The sequence below is a fragment of the Kitasatospora sp. NPDC057936 genome (assembly GCF_042887525.1).
Classification (GTDB): domain Bacteria; phylum Actinomycetota; class Actinomycetes; order Streptomycetales; family Streptomycetaceae; genus Kitasatospora.
The window spans coordinates 59,106-75,845 of the sequence record NZ_JBHVPD010000042.1; the positions used below are offsets into that span (position 1 = coordinate 59,106).

The 16,740-nt window shown below is 75.8% G+C and carries 13 protein-coding genes; 8 read left to right on the forward strand and 5 right to left on the reverse strand.

The window, feature by feature from the left end; translation table 11 throughout:
* The first annotated feature begins 155 nt into the window (after positions 1-155).
* Positions 156-2,309, forward strand: coding sequence for an NB-ARC domain-containing protein (locus ACFVU9_RS22260; protein ID WP_387595729.1), 2,154 nt, complete (start codon positions 156-158; stop codon positions 2,307-2,309).
* Here the strand turns inward: ACFVU9_RS22260 and ACFVU9_RS22265 are convergent.
* The 4 genes from ACFVU9_RS22265 to ACFVU9_RS22280 all read right to left on the reverse strand — a co-directional run bounded on the left by ACFVU9_RS22265 (position 2,297) and on the right by ACFVU9_RS22280 (position 7,902).
* On the reverse strand, positions 2,297-4,021 hold the full coding sequence (locus tag ACFVU9_RS22265) for a translation initiation factor 2 (protein ID WP_387595731.1): 1,725 nt from the start codon (positions 4,019-4,021) through the stop codon (positions 2,297-2,299). The two genes, ACFVU9_RS22260 and ACFVU9_RS22265, sit on opposite strands and share 13 nt — an antisense overlap.
* A 225-nt stretch (positions 4,022-4,246) precedes the next feature.
* Positions 4,247-5,242: an Lrp/AsnC family transcriptional regulator gene (locus ACFVU9_RS22270; RefSeq protein WP_387595733.1), complete on the reverse strand. Its 996-nt coding sequence runs from the start codon at positions 5,240-5,242 to the stop codon at positions 4,247-4,249.
* Positions 5,232-6,773 (reverse strand): MFS transporter, encoded by a 1,542-nt coding sequence (locus tag ACFVU9_RS22275; RefSeq protein WP_387595736.1) that lies wholly within the window; start codon positions 6,771-6,773, stop codon positions 5,232-5,234. Before ACFVU9_RS22275 ends, ACFVU9_RS22270 begins: the two co-directional genes overlap by 11 nt.
* Before the next feature lie 187 nt (positions 6,774-6,960).
* Positions 6,961-7,902, reverse strand: a complete 942-nt coding sequence (locus ACFVU9_RS22280; RefSeq protein ID WP_387595739.1) for a LysR family transcriptional regulator — start codon at positions 7,900-7,902, stop codon at positions 6,961-6,963.
* Between the two features lie 163 nt (positions 7,903-8,065).
* Here ACFVU9_RS22280 and ACFVU9_RS22285 point away from each other — a divergent pair, with 163 nt between their 5' ends.
* The 7 genes from ACFVU9_RS22285 to ACFVU9_RS22315 all read left to right on the forward strand — a co-directional run bounded on the left by ACFVU9_RS22285 (position 8,066) and on the right by ACFVU9_RS22315 (position 15,794).
* Complete coding sequence (locus tag ACFVU9_RS22285) at positions 8,066-9,013, forward strand: DMT family transporter (RefSeq protein WP_387595742.1); 948 nt, start codon at positions 8,066-8,068, stop codon at positions 9,011-9,013.
* 196 nt (positions 9,014-9,209) lie between these two features.
* Entirely contained in the window at positions 9,210-10,091 is an 882-nt protein-coding gene (locus ACFVU9_RS22290; RefSeq protein ID WP_387595745.1) for a GNAT family N-acetyltransferase, read from the forward strand.
* A gap of 103 nt (positions 10,092-10,194) precedes the next feature.
* Positions 10,195-10,986, forward strand: a complete 792-nt coding sequence (locus tag ACFVU9_RS22295) for an aminotransferase class IV (protein ID WP_387595748.1) — start codon at positions 10,195-10,197, stop codon at positions 10,984-10,986.
* 181 nt (positions 10,987-11,167) lie between these two features.
* The gene (locus ACFVU9_RS22300) at positions 11,168-11,641 is read left to right on the forward strand and encodes a hypothetical protein (protein WP_387595751.1); all 474 of its coding nucleotides are present in this window, start codon (positions 11,168-11,170) and stop codon (positions 11,639-11,641) included.
* Positions 11,638-13,206: a multicopper oxidase family protein gene (locus ACFVU9_RS22305; RefSeq protein WP_387595754.1), complete on the forward strand. Its 1,569-nt coding sequence runs from the start codon at positions 11,638-11,640 to the stop codon at positions 13,204-13,206. Before ACFVU9_RS22300 ends, ACFVU9_RS22305 begins: the two co-directional genes overlap by 4 nt.
* A 233-nt stretch (positions 13,207-13,439) precedes the next feature.
* Positions 13,440-14,798, forward strand: coding sequence for a DUF2252 domain-containing protein (locus ACFVU9_RS22310; RefSeq protein ID WP_380436021.1), 1,359 nt, complete (start codon positions 13,440-13,442; stop codon positions 14,796-14,798).
* Between the two features lie 75 nt (positions 14,799-14,873).
* Positions 14,874-15,794 (forward strand): DUF6891 domain-containing protein, encoded by a 921-nt coding sequence (locus ACFVU9_RS22315; protein ID WP_387595757.1) that lies wholly within the window; start codon positions 14,874-14,876, stop codon positions 15,792-15,794.
* A gap of 154 nt (positions 15,795-15,948) precedes the next feature.
* Here the strand turns inward: ACFVU9_RS22315 and ACFVU9_RS22320 are convergent.
* Positions 15,949-16,740, reverse strand: a 792-nt coding sequence (locus tag ACFVU9_RS22320; RefSeq protein ID WP_387595760.1) for a diacylglycerol kinase, incomplete at its 5' end; no start/stop codon positions are given.

Sequence of the window (16,740 nt, forward strand, 5' to 3'; positions counted from 1 at the left end):
GACGTGGGGGTGGGCGCGCGGGCCGAACGGTCCGTCGGCACGGGGTCGTCGCCGAGGACTGTCACTGGTATAGACCTGTTCCGGAAGGGTGGTCAACCCCCAAACGGTCAAGTCGATCCCGCGTGGCCACGCCCCGTCGGCACTAGAGTTGACGAGTGGCCAAGGAGATCTCGAACCGGGTGGACGGGCAGGTGCGCGCGGGCACCATCGTCCAGGCGCACACCATCGAGCACCTGTGCGTGCACGCGCCGCCGGCCGAGCCGGACTCGCCCGTCCAACTTCCCCCGCCGCCCGTGCACTTCGCGGACCGCACCGTCGAGCAGGACCTCGTCCTGGCCGCCGTCGCCGGTGGTCACGGCGGGCCGGCAGTCGACGGACCGGCCGACGGCCCCCTGGTGGTGTGCGTCAGCGGCATGGGCGGCATCGGCAAGACCGAACTCGGCTTCCGCCTCGCCCGCGAACTCCGGCGCCTCGGCCGCTGCCCCGACGGTGTGTTCCACGTCGACCTGAACGACCTGCGGCGGGACGGCGCCGTCGAGGTGGCCGACGCGCTCGGCGGCCTCTGCCGCTCCCTCGGCCGCGGCGACGCCCTGCCGGCCGGCTTCGCCGAGCGGCGCCGCGAGTACTGGGCGGCCACCCAGGACAAGCGGCTGGCTCTCGTGATCGACAACGCCCAGAGCGGCGCGGAGATCCGTCCGCTGCTGCCCTCCTCCGGTGCCGCGGTCGTGATCGTCACCAGCCACGCCCGCCTGGCCGACCTGGACGGCACGCGATCCGTCGACCTGCCGCTGGGCCCGCTCTCCGGCGAGGACGCCACCGGCCTGTTGCGCGCCGCCGTCCAGGACCCCCGGCTCGTGGACGACCCGCAGGCCGCCGCCGAACTGGCCGGGTGCTGCGCGGGCCTGCCCGCCGCGATCCTGGTGGCCGGGCGGCTGCTGCGCAAGCGCCGCAACCGGGATCTGCGGCGACTGATCGACGAACTCACCGCCGGACTCCGCGAGGAGGGCGTCCCCGTGGTCGAAGCGGTCTGGAACGCCGCCTACGCGCGTCTGGGGCCCGCCGCGGCCCGGCTGTACCGGGCCCTGCCGCACCACCCCGGCCCGGTGGTCACCGTCCCGGTCGCCGCCGCGCTGCTCGGCTCCGGGCTGGACCGGGCCGAGGACGCGGTCGACGAGCTGGAGGAGGCCGGCCTGCTGCTGCGCCGGCCCGGGGGCCTCGGCATGCACGACCTGCTGCGCGGTCACGCGCTCCGCCGGGCCGACGCGGGTGCGGGCGCGGGTGCCGACGCGGGTGCGGGCGCGGGTGCCGACGCGGGTGCGGATGCGGGAGCGGGCGTGGACGCCCCGGGCGACGTCCGGCGCAGACTGGTGCGCTGGCTGCGCCGCCAGGCGGCCAGGGCGGACCTCCTCGCCGCGGGCAGCCGGCTCACCGTCTCGGGCCCGGCGCCGGAGGAGCCCGGCCTGGCCGACGTCCCGGACCTGGAGTTCACCGACAAGCACGCGGCCATGCACTGGCTGGAGCGCGAGCACCTCTCCCTGTTCGGCTGCGTGCGGATCGCCCACGAGGACGGCCTGGACGACGACGCCGTCGCGCTGTGCGAACCGCTCTGGACGCACTTCCTCGACCACCAGCACTACGCCGACGTCATCGACGCGTTCCGCCACGGTCTGGCCTCCGCCCAGCGGGCGGACTCCACCGCCGGGATCGTCCGGATGCACTGCCAACTCGCCCGTCCGCTCTGGGAACAGGGCCGGTACCCGGAGGCGCGGCAGGAGGTCGAGGCCGCGATCCGGCGCGGCCGGCTGCTCGGGGAGCGGGACGACGAACGGAAGTTGTACGCCTCGGCGATCGAGTTCCGCGGCAAGCTGGCCTCCGTCCAGGGGAACTGGGCCGTCGCCGTGCCCGACTTCGAGGCCGCGCGCGAGGTGCACCGGGCGATCGGCAACGAGTACGGTGCGATGCTCCAGACCTACCTGATCGGCCGTGGGGCCGTGGCGATGGGCGAACTCGACCGCGCCGTGGAGCTGTTGAGCGACGCGCACGAGACCGCGCTGCGGCTCGGCCGGGACCGGATGTCCTCGCGCACCGGTTTCGAACTGGGCGTGGCGCTGCGGCGGACCGGCCGCCGCGAGGAGGCCGCGCGCCTGTACGAGGCCGCCCTCGCCGGGGCCAGGGCGCGCAGGTCGGCGGCGGACGAACTGCGGGTGCTGGAGACGCTGGTGGCCTTCTGCGAGGAGGGTGGCGACGCTGCCCGCGCCGAGGGCTATCGCACAGAGGTGGCGGAGATCGCGGGCCGTCAGGCGGGGTGAGCCAGCTCGGCCTCGGTGGCGGGCGTCAGGTCGACGCGGTAGTCCGTGTCGCCGATCCGGGCGGTGAGCGTGCTGGGGAGCGCGAGCGGGTGGGCGCCCAGCCAGGCGTGGACGGCGGAGAGGGCGGCGGCCGGGTCGGTCAGGCGGATCCGGGTGCCGGCCCGGGTGGGACCGATGCGGAGGGTGAACGGCTCCGCGCCGTCGCGTCGGACGAGACAGGCGGAGGGGGAGAGGACGACGGCCGCGGTGCGGCAGCCCGGGTACTCGTCGAGCACCTCCGCCGTCCGGTCGGCGGCCGTCCGGTACTCCTGGTGCCAGTTCGTGTGGTGCCAGTTCGTGTGGTGCCGGTTCGTGTGGTGCTGGTTCGGAGAGGGCTCGTTCGTCCGGGGCTGGTCCGAGGAACCGTTTCCGCATCGCTGGTAGATCAGCGCGGCGCTCTGGAGCTGGCGCACGCCGGCCCGCCCGTACTCGGCGGCGCGGTGGTGGAGCGGCAGGTCGGTCCACGGCGGCAGCCGTTCGACCGTGACGCGCCGCCCCTCGGTGACGGCCCGGACGGCGAACGCGGCCGGGGCGTGCGGCGCCGTACGGGCCGGTCCCGGCACGGGAAGCGGGCGCGACCGGACGGGGTACGGAGAGGGGGAGAGCCCGAGCAATTTGTAGAGCTCCGCGCGGAGCGTCTCCAGGGACTCCCCGGTGAGGGCGAAGGCCTGCTCGGCGAAGCGGCGGGTGCGCGCAGGCTCGGCCGAGGCCAGCGCGACGGCTGCGGTGTCAAGGTCCAAGTGTGGTACGGAGGAGAGCAGTTCGGCCATCGGGCTGCCCGGGATGAGCTCGCTCGCGCCGACGCACCCGGCCACGACGGGCCGGTCCAGGGCGGCCGCGTACAACGCTACCGACCCGTGGTCGGAGACGACGACGTCGCACGCGACCAGCAGTGCCGCCCACTCCTCGTACGGCGCCGCCAGGACCAGGCCGGCGTCCAGGGCGGGCCGCAGCTGCCGGACCAGATCGAAGGCGCCCGTGCGGCTGTACTCGTTGGGGTGCACGATCAGCGCCAGCTGGTAGGCGTCGTGCGGAAGCCGGGCCGCCAACGACGCGGGCAGCCCCGGGCGGCGGGCCAGGAGGGACTCCGGGCCCCAGGTGGACGACAGCACAACCAACCGCCGTGCCCCGGTGCCGAGTGCGGCGCGGATGGCATCGCGGCGGTCCAGCGATTCGAGGATCCGGTCGAGGGTCGGGTCCCCCGCCACGATGGCGTGGCCGCGGGCGGAGGGGAGCTGAGCGGCCAGGCGCTCGACCTGGGAGGGGTGGGCGAGGGCGTGCAACGTCGCGGTCGGCCGGCCGTCGCTGAGCAGGAACGCCGGATCGAGGCCGGACGGCAGCACGGGCGAGCCTTCGTCCGGCAGCGCCTTGTTGAATCCCGCGCCGTGCGGGAGCAGCACCTGGTGGCCGCGCAGGTCGCCGAGTCCGCCCTTGGGGCTGGCCGTCAGGATCAGGTCGTGGTCCGCGGCCCTGGCCTCGGACCACGGGAGGCAGCGGGCTCCGGCGGCGTCGACGGCCGCGAGCGCGTCGGTGTCGAACTCCGAACCGGGAACGAGGGTGAACCGGCAGCGGACCCGGTCGTCACCCTCGAATACGGGCAGCAGATCCAGCAGCCGGTGCAGTGCGGCCGCCGACCGTGCGGCGAACAGCACCCGCGCCGGCGCCGGCCCCACCGCCGTGGCTGGCTGGCTGGCTGGCTGGCTGGCTGGCTGGCTGGCTGGCTGGCTGGCTGGCTGGCTGGCTGGCTGGCTGGCTGGCTGGTCGACCGTGCGGTACCACACCGCAGCACCCCCGTCGAGGGTGCCCGGGCACCGGCTCGGTAGGAGAGTGGCGGTCCTGCGGAGGCATAGGGGCGATGGTAGCCGCCCGTGCGGCACGGCGGGCCGTGACCCGGGGCGTCAGTGGGAGGTCCGGGTGGGCGGCGGTGGGATCGGTCCGGAGGACTTGAGGGTCCGCAGGACGGGCGTGGACTCCAGGGCGGTGATCTCGGGGAGCGCCGCGAGGTGACGGGTGAGGTAGCGGTGCAGGTCGGCCGGGTCGGTGCAGAGGACGGTGGCGACGAGGTTGGTCCGGCCCGTCGTCGCGGCGATGAAGGCCAGCTCGCGGTGACCGGTGAGCGCGAGGGCGACGCGGTCCAGGTGCGCGGGGGCGACGGTCATCCACAGGAGCGCGTGCAGGCCGGCGCCGTGCAGGCGGGGGTCCAGCTCGACGTCGAGGAAGACGCTGCCGTCCGCGCGGAGTTCGGCGAGGCGGCGGGCGACCGTCGCCGGAGTGCGGCCGGTGGCGGCCGCGAGCTCGCCGAGGGCGGCGCGGCCGTCGTGGTGGAGCACGGTCAGCAGAGCCCGGTCGGTCGCATCGAGGAACGGCGGAGTGCCTGGGACGGCTTCAGGGGCGGGTCCGGAAACGGGCGGGAGCAGCAGCTCCTGCTGCTCCTCGCTGAGCGTGCAGGCCCCGCCCGGCCAGACGGTGGGGCCGCCGCGGTACGTGTGCAGCAGGCAGTGGGCGGAGACGGCCGTGACGGTGGCCGTGCGCGGGACGTCGCGCAACAGCACGGCGTGGCCGTCGTCGCCGGGCGTGGTCTCGACGACGGCGGTGATCTCGGTGCCGCCGGAGGTGAGGTGCACCCAGGCCGTGTCGCCGCGCCGCACCAGGGCCCGGGCGACGCCCTGGGCGGCGTGCGGAGCGGCGGTGAGGCGCAGCAACCACTGCGTGCGCCCGGCCCGGTGCGGGTCGGCGAGCCCGACGACCCGCAGGCCGGCCTCGGCGCGCAGTCGCCGGTAGCGGCGGGCTACGGTCTGCGGCGAGACACCGAGTACCGCGGCGATGCGGCCGAACGGGGCGCGGCCGTCGATCCGCAGGGCGTGGACGAGTGCGCGGTCGAGCTCATCGAGCATGCGTAGGTTCCAGGGGTTCGGTGGCCTGTTCCGGAGCGGCCTCCGATTCTGCCGGGCTCGACCCCGGGCTTCGGACCGCGTCCGGCCCGTCGACCGCGTCCGGGCTTCCGACCGCCTCCGGCCCGTCGACCGCCTCCGGACCGCTGACCGCCTCCGGGCCGCGGCCCGTGCGCATCGCCCGCCCGGCCACCGCGACCAGGGCCAGCGCGGCGAGGCCCGCCCAGCAGGCCCGCTGCGCCCCGGCGGTGTCCGCCGACGCGAGGTAGATCCGGCCGAGCGCGGCGACGCCGAGGGTGGTGCCGAGTTGCTGGACGGCGTTGAGGAGTCCGGCGGCGGAGCCGATCTCCTGCGGCCGTAGCGGATGCAGGGCGGCGGTGAAGAACGACGGCGTGAACAGGCCCTGCCCGACGCCGACGACCGCGAGCGCGCACGGCAGCAGCGCCGGGTGGCCGCCCGCGCCGAACGCCCCGGCGGTCATCAGGACGCCCGCCGCCATGACCGCGAGCCCGGCGCTGCGCACCCGCGAGCCGTACCGGCCGACCAGGTACGCGCCGGCGCACCAGGACGCCGCGGCCATCCCGGCCGAGCACGGCAGGAGCGTCAGCCCGGCGGTCAACGCGTCGGCGCCGGAGCCGACTTGCAGCTGGAGCACGACGACGAGCGTGAGCCCGGTGCCGGCCCCGAAGAACAGCGCGGAGCACACCAGCGCGGCCGGGAAGCGGGCGGACGCGAAGAGGCTGGTCTCCACGAGCGTGCCGCGCCCGCGCCGCCCGCCACGGCGCTGGTGGGCGGCGAAGACCACTGCGAGCGCGCACCCGGCGGCGAGCGAGGCGAGCGCCGGACCGTCCGTCAGACCGCCGCCGGAGCGCAGCAGCGGGAGCACGAGCAGAGAGGTGGCGAGCACGGCGAGTGCCGTGCCCGCCGGGTCGAGGCCGGGACGCCGGGGCGCGCGGTCCTCTGCGAGCAGCGGGGCGAGCGCGAGGACGGCGAGCGAGAGCGGCACGTTGACCAGGAAGACCGCGCGCCACGAGGACCCGAACAGGTCGGCGTGCGTGAGCACCCCGCCGAGGACCGGGCCGCACACGGCCGCCAGCCCCATCACCGGGCCGATGCTGCCGAGCGCCCTCGCCGTCTCGTCGCCGCGGAACATCGCCTTGATGAGGCCGATGGTCTGCGGCACGATCAGCGCCGCCGCCGCGCCTTGGACGGCCCGGAAGGCGATCAGCGCTCCGAGGGTGGGCGCGGCGGCGCAGGCCAGGGAGGCCAGCAGGAAGCCGGTGACTCCGATGCGGAACACCCGGCGGCGTCCGGCCCGGTCGCCCAGCCGGGCGCCGGTGAGCAGGAGGACGGCGAACGGCAGGGTGTAGGCGGAGGTCAGCCACGGCACGGCGGAGACCGGGCCGCCGAGCTCGGCGCGCATGCGGGGCGCGGCGACCTGGACGATCGTCGCGTCCAGCAGGTTCATCGCCTCGGCCGTGAGCAGCGCGGCGAGTGCCGCCCAACGGCGGTGGTGCGGTGCGGTGGTGGACAACGGGGCTCCCTCGGAGGGCGGACTGCAACGCCCGCCACCCTGCGGCCGGTGTGCCGCCGGATCCAGCCGGTCGGCCCTCCATCCGCGAAACGTTCCACCGAGGACGCCCCGACCGCAGAAATGTGCCGCGCCCGGCCCGCCGAGCCCATCCTGTCGAGTCCAGCCCACGGAGCCCAGCCCGCCGGGCTCACGCCTCCGAGAGGACCTCCGCCGCCGGCGCTGACGACGCCGGCGCCGAGGACAGCGCAGCCGAGGACACTGCAGCCGAAGGCATTGCAGCGAGCAGGCCGCTCACGGCGGGGGACCACGGCCGGCCGGCCGGTCCGGTGAGCGTCAGGGTGCGGTGGACGGCGGGCCGGATCGGGACGAGGACGCAGCCCGCCGGGATCATCGTCCGCGCGAGCGCGGGAATCACCGAGACGCCGACGCCCGCGTGGACCATGCCGATGAGCGTGTTGAGGTCACGGATCCGGTGCCGCGGGGTGAAGCGGGTGCCGGCCCGGCGGTACGCCTCGCGGATGTGGCGCTCGCAGCCGCCCTCGGAGAGCAGGAAGTCGTCGTCGTCGAGGTCCGCGACGTGGATGGACTCCTGCTCGGCGAGGGGGTGGTCCTGCCGGAGCAGTGCGTGCATGGAGTCCGCGCCGAGGGAGACCGCGCCGGGCGGGAGCGGTCCGGCGTCGACCAGGACGGCGGCGTCGACCGTGCCCGCCTCCAGCCAGACGGCCAGCTCGGCGTCCTCGCCCTCGAAGATCCGGACCGTCACCTGCGGGTGCGCCGCCGCCCAGTCCCGGAGCAGCCCGGGCAGCAGCACCTGGCAGACAGTGGTGGGCGCGGCCAGCCGGACGGTGCCGGTGAGGCCGCCCGAGTGCCGGGTGGCGATGGCGCGGACGGCGGAGGCCGAGGCGACCGCCGTGCGGGCGTGCGGCAGGATCTGCTCGCCCAGCAGGGTCGGCCGGGCGGGGCTGCCGCGGTGCAGGACGGGCGCGCCGAGGGTGCGCTCCAGGGCGGCGACCGCGTGCGAGACGGCGGACTGGGTGATGCCCAGGTCGTCGGCGGCGGCGCCGAAGCCGCCGGTGTCGGCGACCGCGATCAGCGCCCTGAGCTGGGCGAGGTTGACCTCCGAAGCCATGAGACTTCCTCATCCATCCGGCATCATCACTTGTTGGACTCATGTTCCCCGGCAGGGCCACCCTCTGTCCAGGACGGACGGTCCGGCGCGGACCGCGCGGACCGTCCTGGCGCGGACTGTTCTGGAGAGGACCGTCCCGGACTGAGGAGCGGGGAGGACGGACGTGGTCGGAGCGCGGCGCTGGTGGCCGGGGTTCGTGGTGCTGTCGGCGATCTGGGGCGCGAGCTTCGCCCTGATCAAGGTCGCGGTGACGGCGGGGGTGCCGCCGGTCTGGGTGGCGCTGTGGCGCAGCCTGCTCGGGGCGGCCACGCTGTGGGCGATCCTCGTGCTGCGGCGCGAGCGGGTGCCGCGCGAGCGCGTGGTCTGGGGCCACTCGGCGGTGGTCGCGGTGCTGCTCAACACCGTGCCGTTCACGCTCTTCTCGTTCGGCGAGACGAAGGTCAGCTCGGTGCTCGCCGGAGTGCTGAACGCGACCACGCCGCTGTTCACGCTGCTGTTCGCGGTGGCCACGGTGGCCGAGGAGCGCCGCCCGGGGGCGCGCCGGCTGAGCGGTCTCGCGCTCGGCTTCGCCGGTGTGCTGACCGTGCTCGGCGTCTGGCGCGGCATCGGCTCGGGCGAGCTCGCGGGTGGGCTGGCCTGCCTGGGCTCGGCGTGCTGCTACGGCGCGGGCTTCGCCTACCTGCGACGCTTCCTGAGCGGCCGGCCGCACAGCGTCACGGCGCTGTCGGCCGCTCAGATCACCTGCGCCGCGGCCGAGCTGGCCGTCGTGGCGCCGCTCGGCGCGGGCGCGCCGCACTGGCCCGGCGCGGGCGCCGCGGCCGCGCTGCTCGTGCTGGGCGCGGCCGGCACCGGCTTCGCGTACGTGCTCAACCTGGGCCTCGTCCGGGCGGCGGGCACCGCGGTGGCCTCGGCCGTCACCTACGTGACGCCGGTCTGGTCGATGGTGCTGGGCGCGGCCCTCCTCGCCGAGCCCGTCGGCTGGAACGCCGTCGTGGGCGGCGTGGCCGTGATCGCCGCCGTCGTGCTGACCCGGCCCGCGCGGGCGAAGGCACCGGCGGAGAGCCGAACGGAGGCCCCGGAGAAGGCGGGCGCCGAGGCGGCGCACGGCTGACGGACGGACGGCTGACGGACGCACGGCTGACTGACGGACGGCTGACTGGCGGACGGAAGACATCGGGAACCCCCTTCCCCGGTACGAAGCGGACGGCTGAATTCGTATCCGATCTGACGTTCGGTGTCTACTGAATTACGATCCGTGCCCGCCGCAGGTCTATCGTGGCCGTGTGGTGAGGTCCTGGGATGCAGCGGTGGAACGGGCGCAGGATCGGCTGGCGGCGGGGCCGCGGCTGACGGTGGTGCCCGAGGGGGACGAACGGCGCTTCGCGCTCTGGGACTTGGCGTCCCTGGTGGAGGGCGAGCTGGGGGAGCGGGTGGACCCGGACGCCCTCGCGCCGGACGCCGAGCGGCGGTGGCGGGAGCGGCTGGGCGAGAGCGGCCGGGAGTGGCCGGGCGGCGAGCTGTACCGGCGCCGGTACTGGGTGCTGGGCCCGGGCGGCGCGGTCGCCGGGACGGTCGCCGTCGACAACTGGACGCGGGGGCCCGGCCAGCTCGCCGTCTCCTCGCTCTACCTGCGGCCGGAGGCCCGCGGGTGCGGCCTGGCCGCCGGGGTGCTGGCGGACGTGTACGGGGCCGCGGTCGCCGAGGGCCTGCCCGGCTACCGGCTGGAGGCGCACTGGACCTGGCAGCACGCCGTCCGCTACTACCTGCGCCGGGGCCTGTGGGTGGTCGGCTGGAAGCACTCGCTCGCCCTCGCGCGGATGCCCCAACTCCCGCCCTACCGCGTGCGGGAGGAGGACGGGCGGCTGCTCCTGCTGGTGGAGGACGGCGCGCAGGGCTGGGTGCCGCTGCTGGCTGCCGGGCGCGAGGGTCGCTGGCTGCGACTGGACGAGACGGCCGCCTACCGCGGCACGGACGGCTGGGTGCACGGCTACGCGCGCTCGACGCTCGCGCTGCACCTGGCGCTCGCCGGCCGCCCGCTGGTGCGCGGGCCGCAGTGGTGGGCGGAGGCGTGGCGCTGGGCGGACACCGGCGAGCCGGAGGGGCTCGCGTACAAGATCGAGCACTTCGAGCAGCTGGCCGCGGCGGCGGGCCGGCGGGTCGTCACGCCGTACCGCCCGGTCTGTCCCTAGGGTCGGGAGTCCAGGGCCGGGGGCAGAGCCGGGGGTCCAGGGACAGGGGTCCGGGGCCACGGCACTAGGCGGAATCGCGCCCGGGTCCTGCCAGACTCGGACCATGGCTGAGATCGAGATCGACGGCGCCCCCGCCGACGCGGCGCGGGTGGCGGCGCTGGGGCTGCTGAACTACGGGCACTTCACCACCCTGCGTGTCGGGATCGGCCGGGTCCGGGGCCTCGCGCTGCACCTGGATCGGCTGGTCCGGGACTGCCGGGCGCTGTTCGGCGCCGAGCTGGACCCGGCCGTCGTGCGCGAGAGGATCCGCGCGGTGCTGCCGCCGGACGGCGCGGAGGCGATCGTCCGGGTCACCGTCTACGACCCGGAGCTCGGCCTGGAGCGCCCGTCCGGGCCGGCCGCGCCGAGCCTGCTGGTCACCACCCGCCCGGCCCCGGCCGCCGCGCCCGGCCCGCTGCGGGTGCGCACGGTCGCGTACGTCCGGGAGGCGCCGGAGGTGAAGCACGTCGGGCTGTTCGGCCTGATCCGCCACCGTCGCAGCGCCCAACTCGCAGGGTTCGACGACGCGTTGCTGGTGGACCCGGCGGGCCGGGTGACCGAGGGTGCCACCTGGAACGTCGGCTTCGTCGACGACGGCGGCCGCGTGGTCTGGCCGCAGGGCCCGAGCCTGCCGGGCGTCACCGCCGCGCTGCTCGCCCGCGCGTACGGCGGGCCGCAGGGGCGCGGGCCGGTGGACGCCGTCGAGGTCGACCGGTTCAAGGCCGCGTTCGCGGTGAACGCGGGCGTCGGCGTCCGCCCGGTGGCGGCGATCGACGGCACGCGGTTCGACGCGGACCACCCCGTCCTCGACGAACTCCGCGCCGCCTACCAGGGGGTGGCGGCCGACCCGGTGTGAGCCGGGGGCGAGGGCGCCTCCGTGGCCGTCCCGTCCCCCGACCGGGTGACATCCGGCGGCCCGAACGGGCGCAAAGGGATCACTCGGATGCCCAACCCCCGTTATTGCCCGTGATCGTGATGCCGGATCAGCTACGCTCTCGCCCGCCCCGCCCCACCCGCCGAGCAGAGAGTAGCCCGGAATGACCAGTCCTCCCGCGGCCCCCGCGCCCCGCTGGCCGCTGATCCTCCTGCGCGTCACCTCGACCACGCTGGGCCTGCTGGCCGTCCTCCAGGTCATGCTGGCCGGGAGCTTCCTCAACGGCACCTACGAGTCCCTCAAGGACCACGAGGGCAACGCGATGACGCTGGCCACCGTCGTCGTGCTGCAGCTCGCGGTGGCCGTCCTGGTCCGGTGGCCGGGGCGCGGGCCGCTGTGGCCGCTGTGGAGCACCGCCGTCCTGACGGTGGCCGTCATCGGCCAGATCACCGCCGGCTACGGCCGGGCCCTCGGCGTGCACGTCACGCTCGGCGTCCTGCTGGTCAGCGGCATCCTGTTCGCGCTGGTCGGCGCCTGGCGCGAGCCGCTGCCCGCCCGAGCCGCCGTCGCCGAGCCGGGGCCGGACGGCAGCGGGCGGCTGCCCAGGCCGGGCGGGCCCGTGGAGGTGGCCAAGTGAACCGCCGCCGTTTCCTCGGCATCGGCGCCTCCGTCCTCGGCGCGGGCGCGCTGGCCGCCGTCGCGGCCCCCTCCGCGGCCCGGCTGCTGGCCGAGGGCCGCCCGGGCCGGCTGCTGAGCAGCGGGCTCGAACTGCCGCCGGCGTTCCAGGTGCCGCTGCCGGTGCCGCCGGTGCTCAAGCCGGTCGGCGGCGACGACACGGGCGACCGGTACGAGATCGTCCAGCAGGTCGCCAAGCTGGAGATCCTGCCGGGCGTCAGGACCGAGGCCTGGACGTACGGCGGCAGCTTTCCGGGGCCGACGGTGGTCACCCGCTCCGGCCGGGCGGCGGTGGTCAAGCACCGCAACGAGCTGCCGGTGCCGTCCGTCGTCCACCTCCACGGCGGGCACACCCCCGCCGACAGCGACGGCTACCCGGTCGACCTGCTGCTGCCCGTCGGGTCGAGCGGGAGCGCCGGAGCCGACGCCATGGCCGGGATGCCCGGCATGGAGCACCACGCGGCCGGGAAGTCCGTCACCGGCGAGCGCGTCCACACCTATCCGGGTCACCAGCGCGCCGCCACCCTCTGGTACCACGACCACCGGATGGGCTTCACCGGCCCGGGCGTCTGGCGCGGCCTGGCCGGCTTCCACCTCGTCCACGACGACGAGGAGGCCGCCCTGCCGCTGCCGCACGGCGACCGCGACCTGCCGCTCATGCTCGCCGACCGCTCCTTCGCCGAGGACGGCTCGTTCCGGTACCCGGCGGTGGGGGCCGACCGGCCCGGTGTCACCGCCGACTACGCGAACGGCGTCCTCGGCGACGTCATCCTCGTCAACGGCGCGCCCTGGCCCCGCCTCGACGTCGACCGGGCGCGCTACCGGCTGCGGTTCCTCAACGCCTCCAACGCCCGCCTCTACCGCCTCGAACTCGACCCCCAGCCGTCCGGCGGCGACGCCCTCGTCCAGATCGGCTCGGACGGCGGCCTGCTGGCGGCGCCCGTCGCCCACGACGCGCTGGAGATCGCCCCCGCCGAGCGCTTCGACGTCGTCGTCGACTTCTCCCGCTACCCGCCCGGCACCGCCGTGCGCCTGCTGAACCGGTTCGGCAGCGGCCGGACCGCCGAGGTCATGCGCTTCGACGTCTCCTCCCGGCAGGTCTCCGACGACGCGACGGTGCCCGAGCGGCTGTCCACGATCGAGGAACTCGACGCCTCCGCCGCCGCGACCACCCGCGACTTCACCTTCCGGCGCAGCCGCGGCGACGGCTGGACGATCAACGGGGACCCGTACGAGCCGGGCCGCTCCGTCGCGGCCCCGGCCCTCGGCGCCACCGAGATCTGGCGCTTCTCCACCGACCTGCACCACCCCGTCCACGTGCACCTCAACCACTTCCAGGTGCTGTCGCGCAACGGCAAGGAGCCGGGGCCGTACGACGCCGGGTGGAAGGACACCGTCGACCTGCGGCCGGCCGAGGTGATGGAGGTGCTCGTGCGGTTCACCGACTACGCGGGGACGTACATGCTGCACTGCCACAACCTGGAGCACGAGGACATGGCGATGATGGCCGACTTCGCCGTGCAGTGATCCACCCTCCGGGACTCACCCTCCGGACTCACCTCCCAAGCACCGTCACCGCTCGGCGACCGGGAGGTGACGTCCGGAAACCGCCCCGGTGAACGGGGACCGGGCATGCCCCCGCCGGAACCGGGGGATCATCCGTTCGGCGCAGCGCCGGAGGGCGCGCGGTGCGCCCTCCGGCGGCCGTCGCCTAGCGTCGCCCGGAGGGGTACCCGCCGAGGCCGACCGAGGAGCCGCGCATGACCACGCCCGCCGAACGCCGCCGCCAGGGCCGGGCCGCCCGCGAGCGGGTCTCCCGCTCCGCCCACGGCCGCTGGATCCCCGCCGCCGACCGGCCCGACCCGGTCGCGGTGCTGGAGCGGCAGGGCGAGGACCGGGTCGCGCGGCTGCTGCCGATCCGCTACGGCCGCATGGCCGCCACCCCCTTCACATTCCTGCGCGGCGCCGCCGCCGTGATGGCCGCCGACCTCGCGGCCGGGCCCGACACCGGCCTGACCGTCCAGCTCTGCGGCGACGCCCACCTGGTCAACTTCGGCCTGTACGCCTCGCCGGAGCGCGCCCTGCTCTTCGACGTCAACGACTTCGACGAGACGTACCCGGGGCCCTTCGAGTGGGACGTCAAGCGCCTCGCCGCCAGCGTCGCCGTCGCCGCCCGCGACAACGGGCACGACGAGGAGCGCGTGCGCCGGGCCGCGCTGAGCGCCGCCCTGGGCTACGCCGCCGCGCTGCGCCGGCTGGCCGGGCTGCGCGAGCTCGACGTCTGGTACAGCCGGATCGACAGCGCCGACCTGCTGCCGCTGGTGCACCGGGGCAAGCAGCGCCGGCGGGTCGAGGCGGACCTCGCCGCCGCCCGGCGCCGCACCAGCCTGCAGGCCTTCGGCAAGCTCACCGAGGAGCGGGACGGACGGCGGCGCATCGTCAGCGCCCCGCCGCTGATCGAGCCGGTGTCGAAGACCGAACTGCGCTCCGTCGGCAAGGTGTACAGCGACTACCGGGCCACCCTCGCCGAGGACCGCCGGGTCCTGCTCGACCGCTTCCGCTTCGTCGACGCGGCGGTGAAGGTGGTCGGCGTGGGCAGCGTCGGCACCCGCTGCTACGTCGTCCTGCTGGAGGGCCGGGACGGGCGCGACCCGCTGTTCCTCCAGCTCAAGGAGGCCGGGCGCTCGGTGCTGGAGGACCACCTGCCGGCGACGCGGGTGGACGCCGAGGTCGCCGCGCACCACGGCGGGCGGCGCGTCGTCACCGGCCAGCACCTCATGCAGGCGGCGAGCGACATCTTCCTCGGCTGGACCACCGGCCCGGCCGGGCGGCACTTCTACGCCCGCCAGCTGCGCGACATGAAGGGCACGGCGGACGTCGCGGACATGGCCCCGGCCGGCCTGCGCGCCTACGCCGACCTGTGCGGCCGCACCCTCGCCCGCGCCCACGCCCGCACCGGCGACCGGCTCGCCATCGCGGGCTACCTCGGCGCGGCCGACACCTTCGCGGAGGCGATCGCCGACTTCGCGGTGCTGTACGCGGACCGCACGAAGCTCGACCACGCGGAACTGGTGGCCGCGATCGGGGAGGGGCGCATCAAGGCGACCCGGGGCGTGTGAGCGCCCGGCCGGGGGCAGGCCCCGCGCTGACCGACCGTCAGCGGCGTTGTCGGTGGCGTGTGCCAGGGTGGCCCCATGTTGGCGATCACGGTGCAGGAGAACGACGGGACACGGCACGTCGGGGCGGGTGCGGACGCCCTCGGCGCGCTGGTCGGGCGGCTGGGCGCGGACGGGGACAACTTCGTCGTCGTCCAGCGGGTGCCCGACCTGCCCGACGTCTACATCCAGGTCTGGCACGCCGAGGGCGGCGACTACTCCCTGGAGCACCGGGACGGCTCCGCCGACCGGCACTACGGGGTCACGCTCGACCGGCCGGAGCCGGTCGTCGCCGCCATGCTCGGCTGGGCGCGCCGCGAGCCCGGCTGGGGCGAGGGGCTGGACTGGAAGCCGCTCGGCACGGGCCCGGCGCCCGAGCCCGTGCCCCCGCTCGACCTGCCGGCCGGCGAGCGCCGCGACCTGGAGGAGCGGCTGCGCCTCACCCTGGCCTGCGGCTACACCACCCGCGCCGCGCTGGCCGAGGAGGCCGAGGAGTACCTGCTCTCCCCGGGCAGCCGTCCGGTCTCCCGCGAGCAGGCCGAGCAGCTGGCCGACCGGCTGTGGCTGGAGCGCGTCGGCGAGCAGACCGGCTGGGTCGGCGAGACGGACCCGGAACGCCTCGCCCGCGCCTTCGCCGCCCTGGACGCCGAGGGCATCACGGCCCGCGAGCACTTCACCTGCTGCCGCACCTGCGGCGAGGCCGAGATCGGCGCCGAGGGCGCGTCCGACGCCCGGGGCTACGTCTACTTCCACACCCAGTGCACGGAGTCGGCCGCCCGCGGCCACGGCCTCTCGCTCCTCTACGGCGGCTTCGACGGCTCCCGGCTCACCACCACCGCCGTCGGCCACGAGGTGGTGGCCGCCCTCGCGGACGCCGGCCTCCCGGCAGTGTGGAACGGCGACGCCGCCCACGCGATCGAGATACGCCCGCTGACCTGGCGCAAACGACTGGTGGGCTGACCGGTGGGCGACGACGCCGAGGCCCCGGCCGATGGGCGGTTCGTCGTGGTGACGGTGGCGCGGTCGGCCGGTGGCGCGGTGGTCGAGCGGGTGATGGACCACTGGGCGGCCGCGATCGGCGGGACCGAGTGGTGGGCGGGCGACGAATGGTGCGTTACGGAACCAGCAGGCGCAGGGCGTTCGGGACGGCGGTGACCTCGACCGGCAGCGGGGCGATGAACTCGCCGTCGGCGTAGGACGTGATGCCGGGGGACTCGATCCGCAGGGACGGGGTGCGGTGGGTCTCCACCTCGGGGTGGTGCACGTGGGTGCCCTTGAAGACCGTCGGGAAGAAGCGGGCGATCCGCAGCCGGGGCATCGCGGCGACGAGGGTGACGTCGAGCAGGCCGTCGTCGGGGAGCGCGGCGGGGCAGATGAGCATGCCGCCGCCGTAGCTGCGGGTGTTGCCGACGGCGGCCAGGGTGAGGTCGCGCTCGATGACGGTGCCGTCGGCGAGGGTGATGCGGAAGGGCAGCGGGCGCAGGTTGGCGAACTCGGCGAGGATGGCGAGGTTGTAGCGCATCCGGCCGCGCGGCCAGCGCAGGCGGTTGGTGCGGTCGCTGACCAGGGAGTCGAAGCCGGTGGCGAGGACGGAGCCGAACCAGTGGGCCGTCCCGTCCGGGCCGGTGATCCGGCCGAGGTCGACGGTGCGGGTCCGCCCGGCGGCGATGACGTCGGCGGCGGCCTCGGGGGCGTCGCGCGGCAGGCCGTACTCGCGGGCGTGGTCGTTGCCGGTGCCCGCGGGGACGACCCCGAGCGGGACGGCAGTGCCGGCGACGGCCTGGAGCGCGAGGTTGACCATGCCGTCCCCGCCGACCACGGCGAGCGCGTCGGCCCCGCCCGCGACGGCCTCGCGGGCGAGGCGGGCGGCGTCCTCGGCGTCGCGCCCGGCGTGGCGCTCGACCTC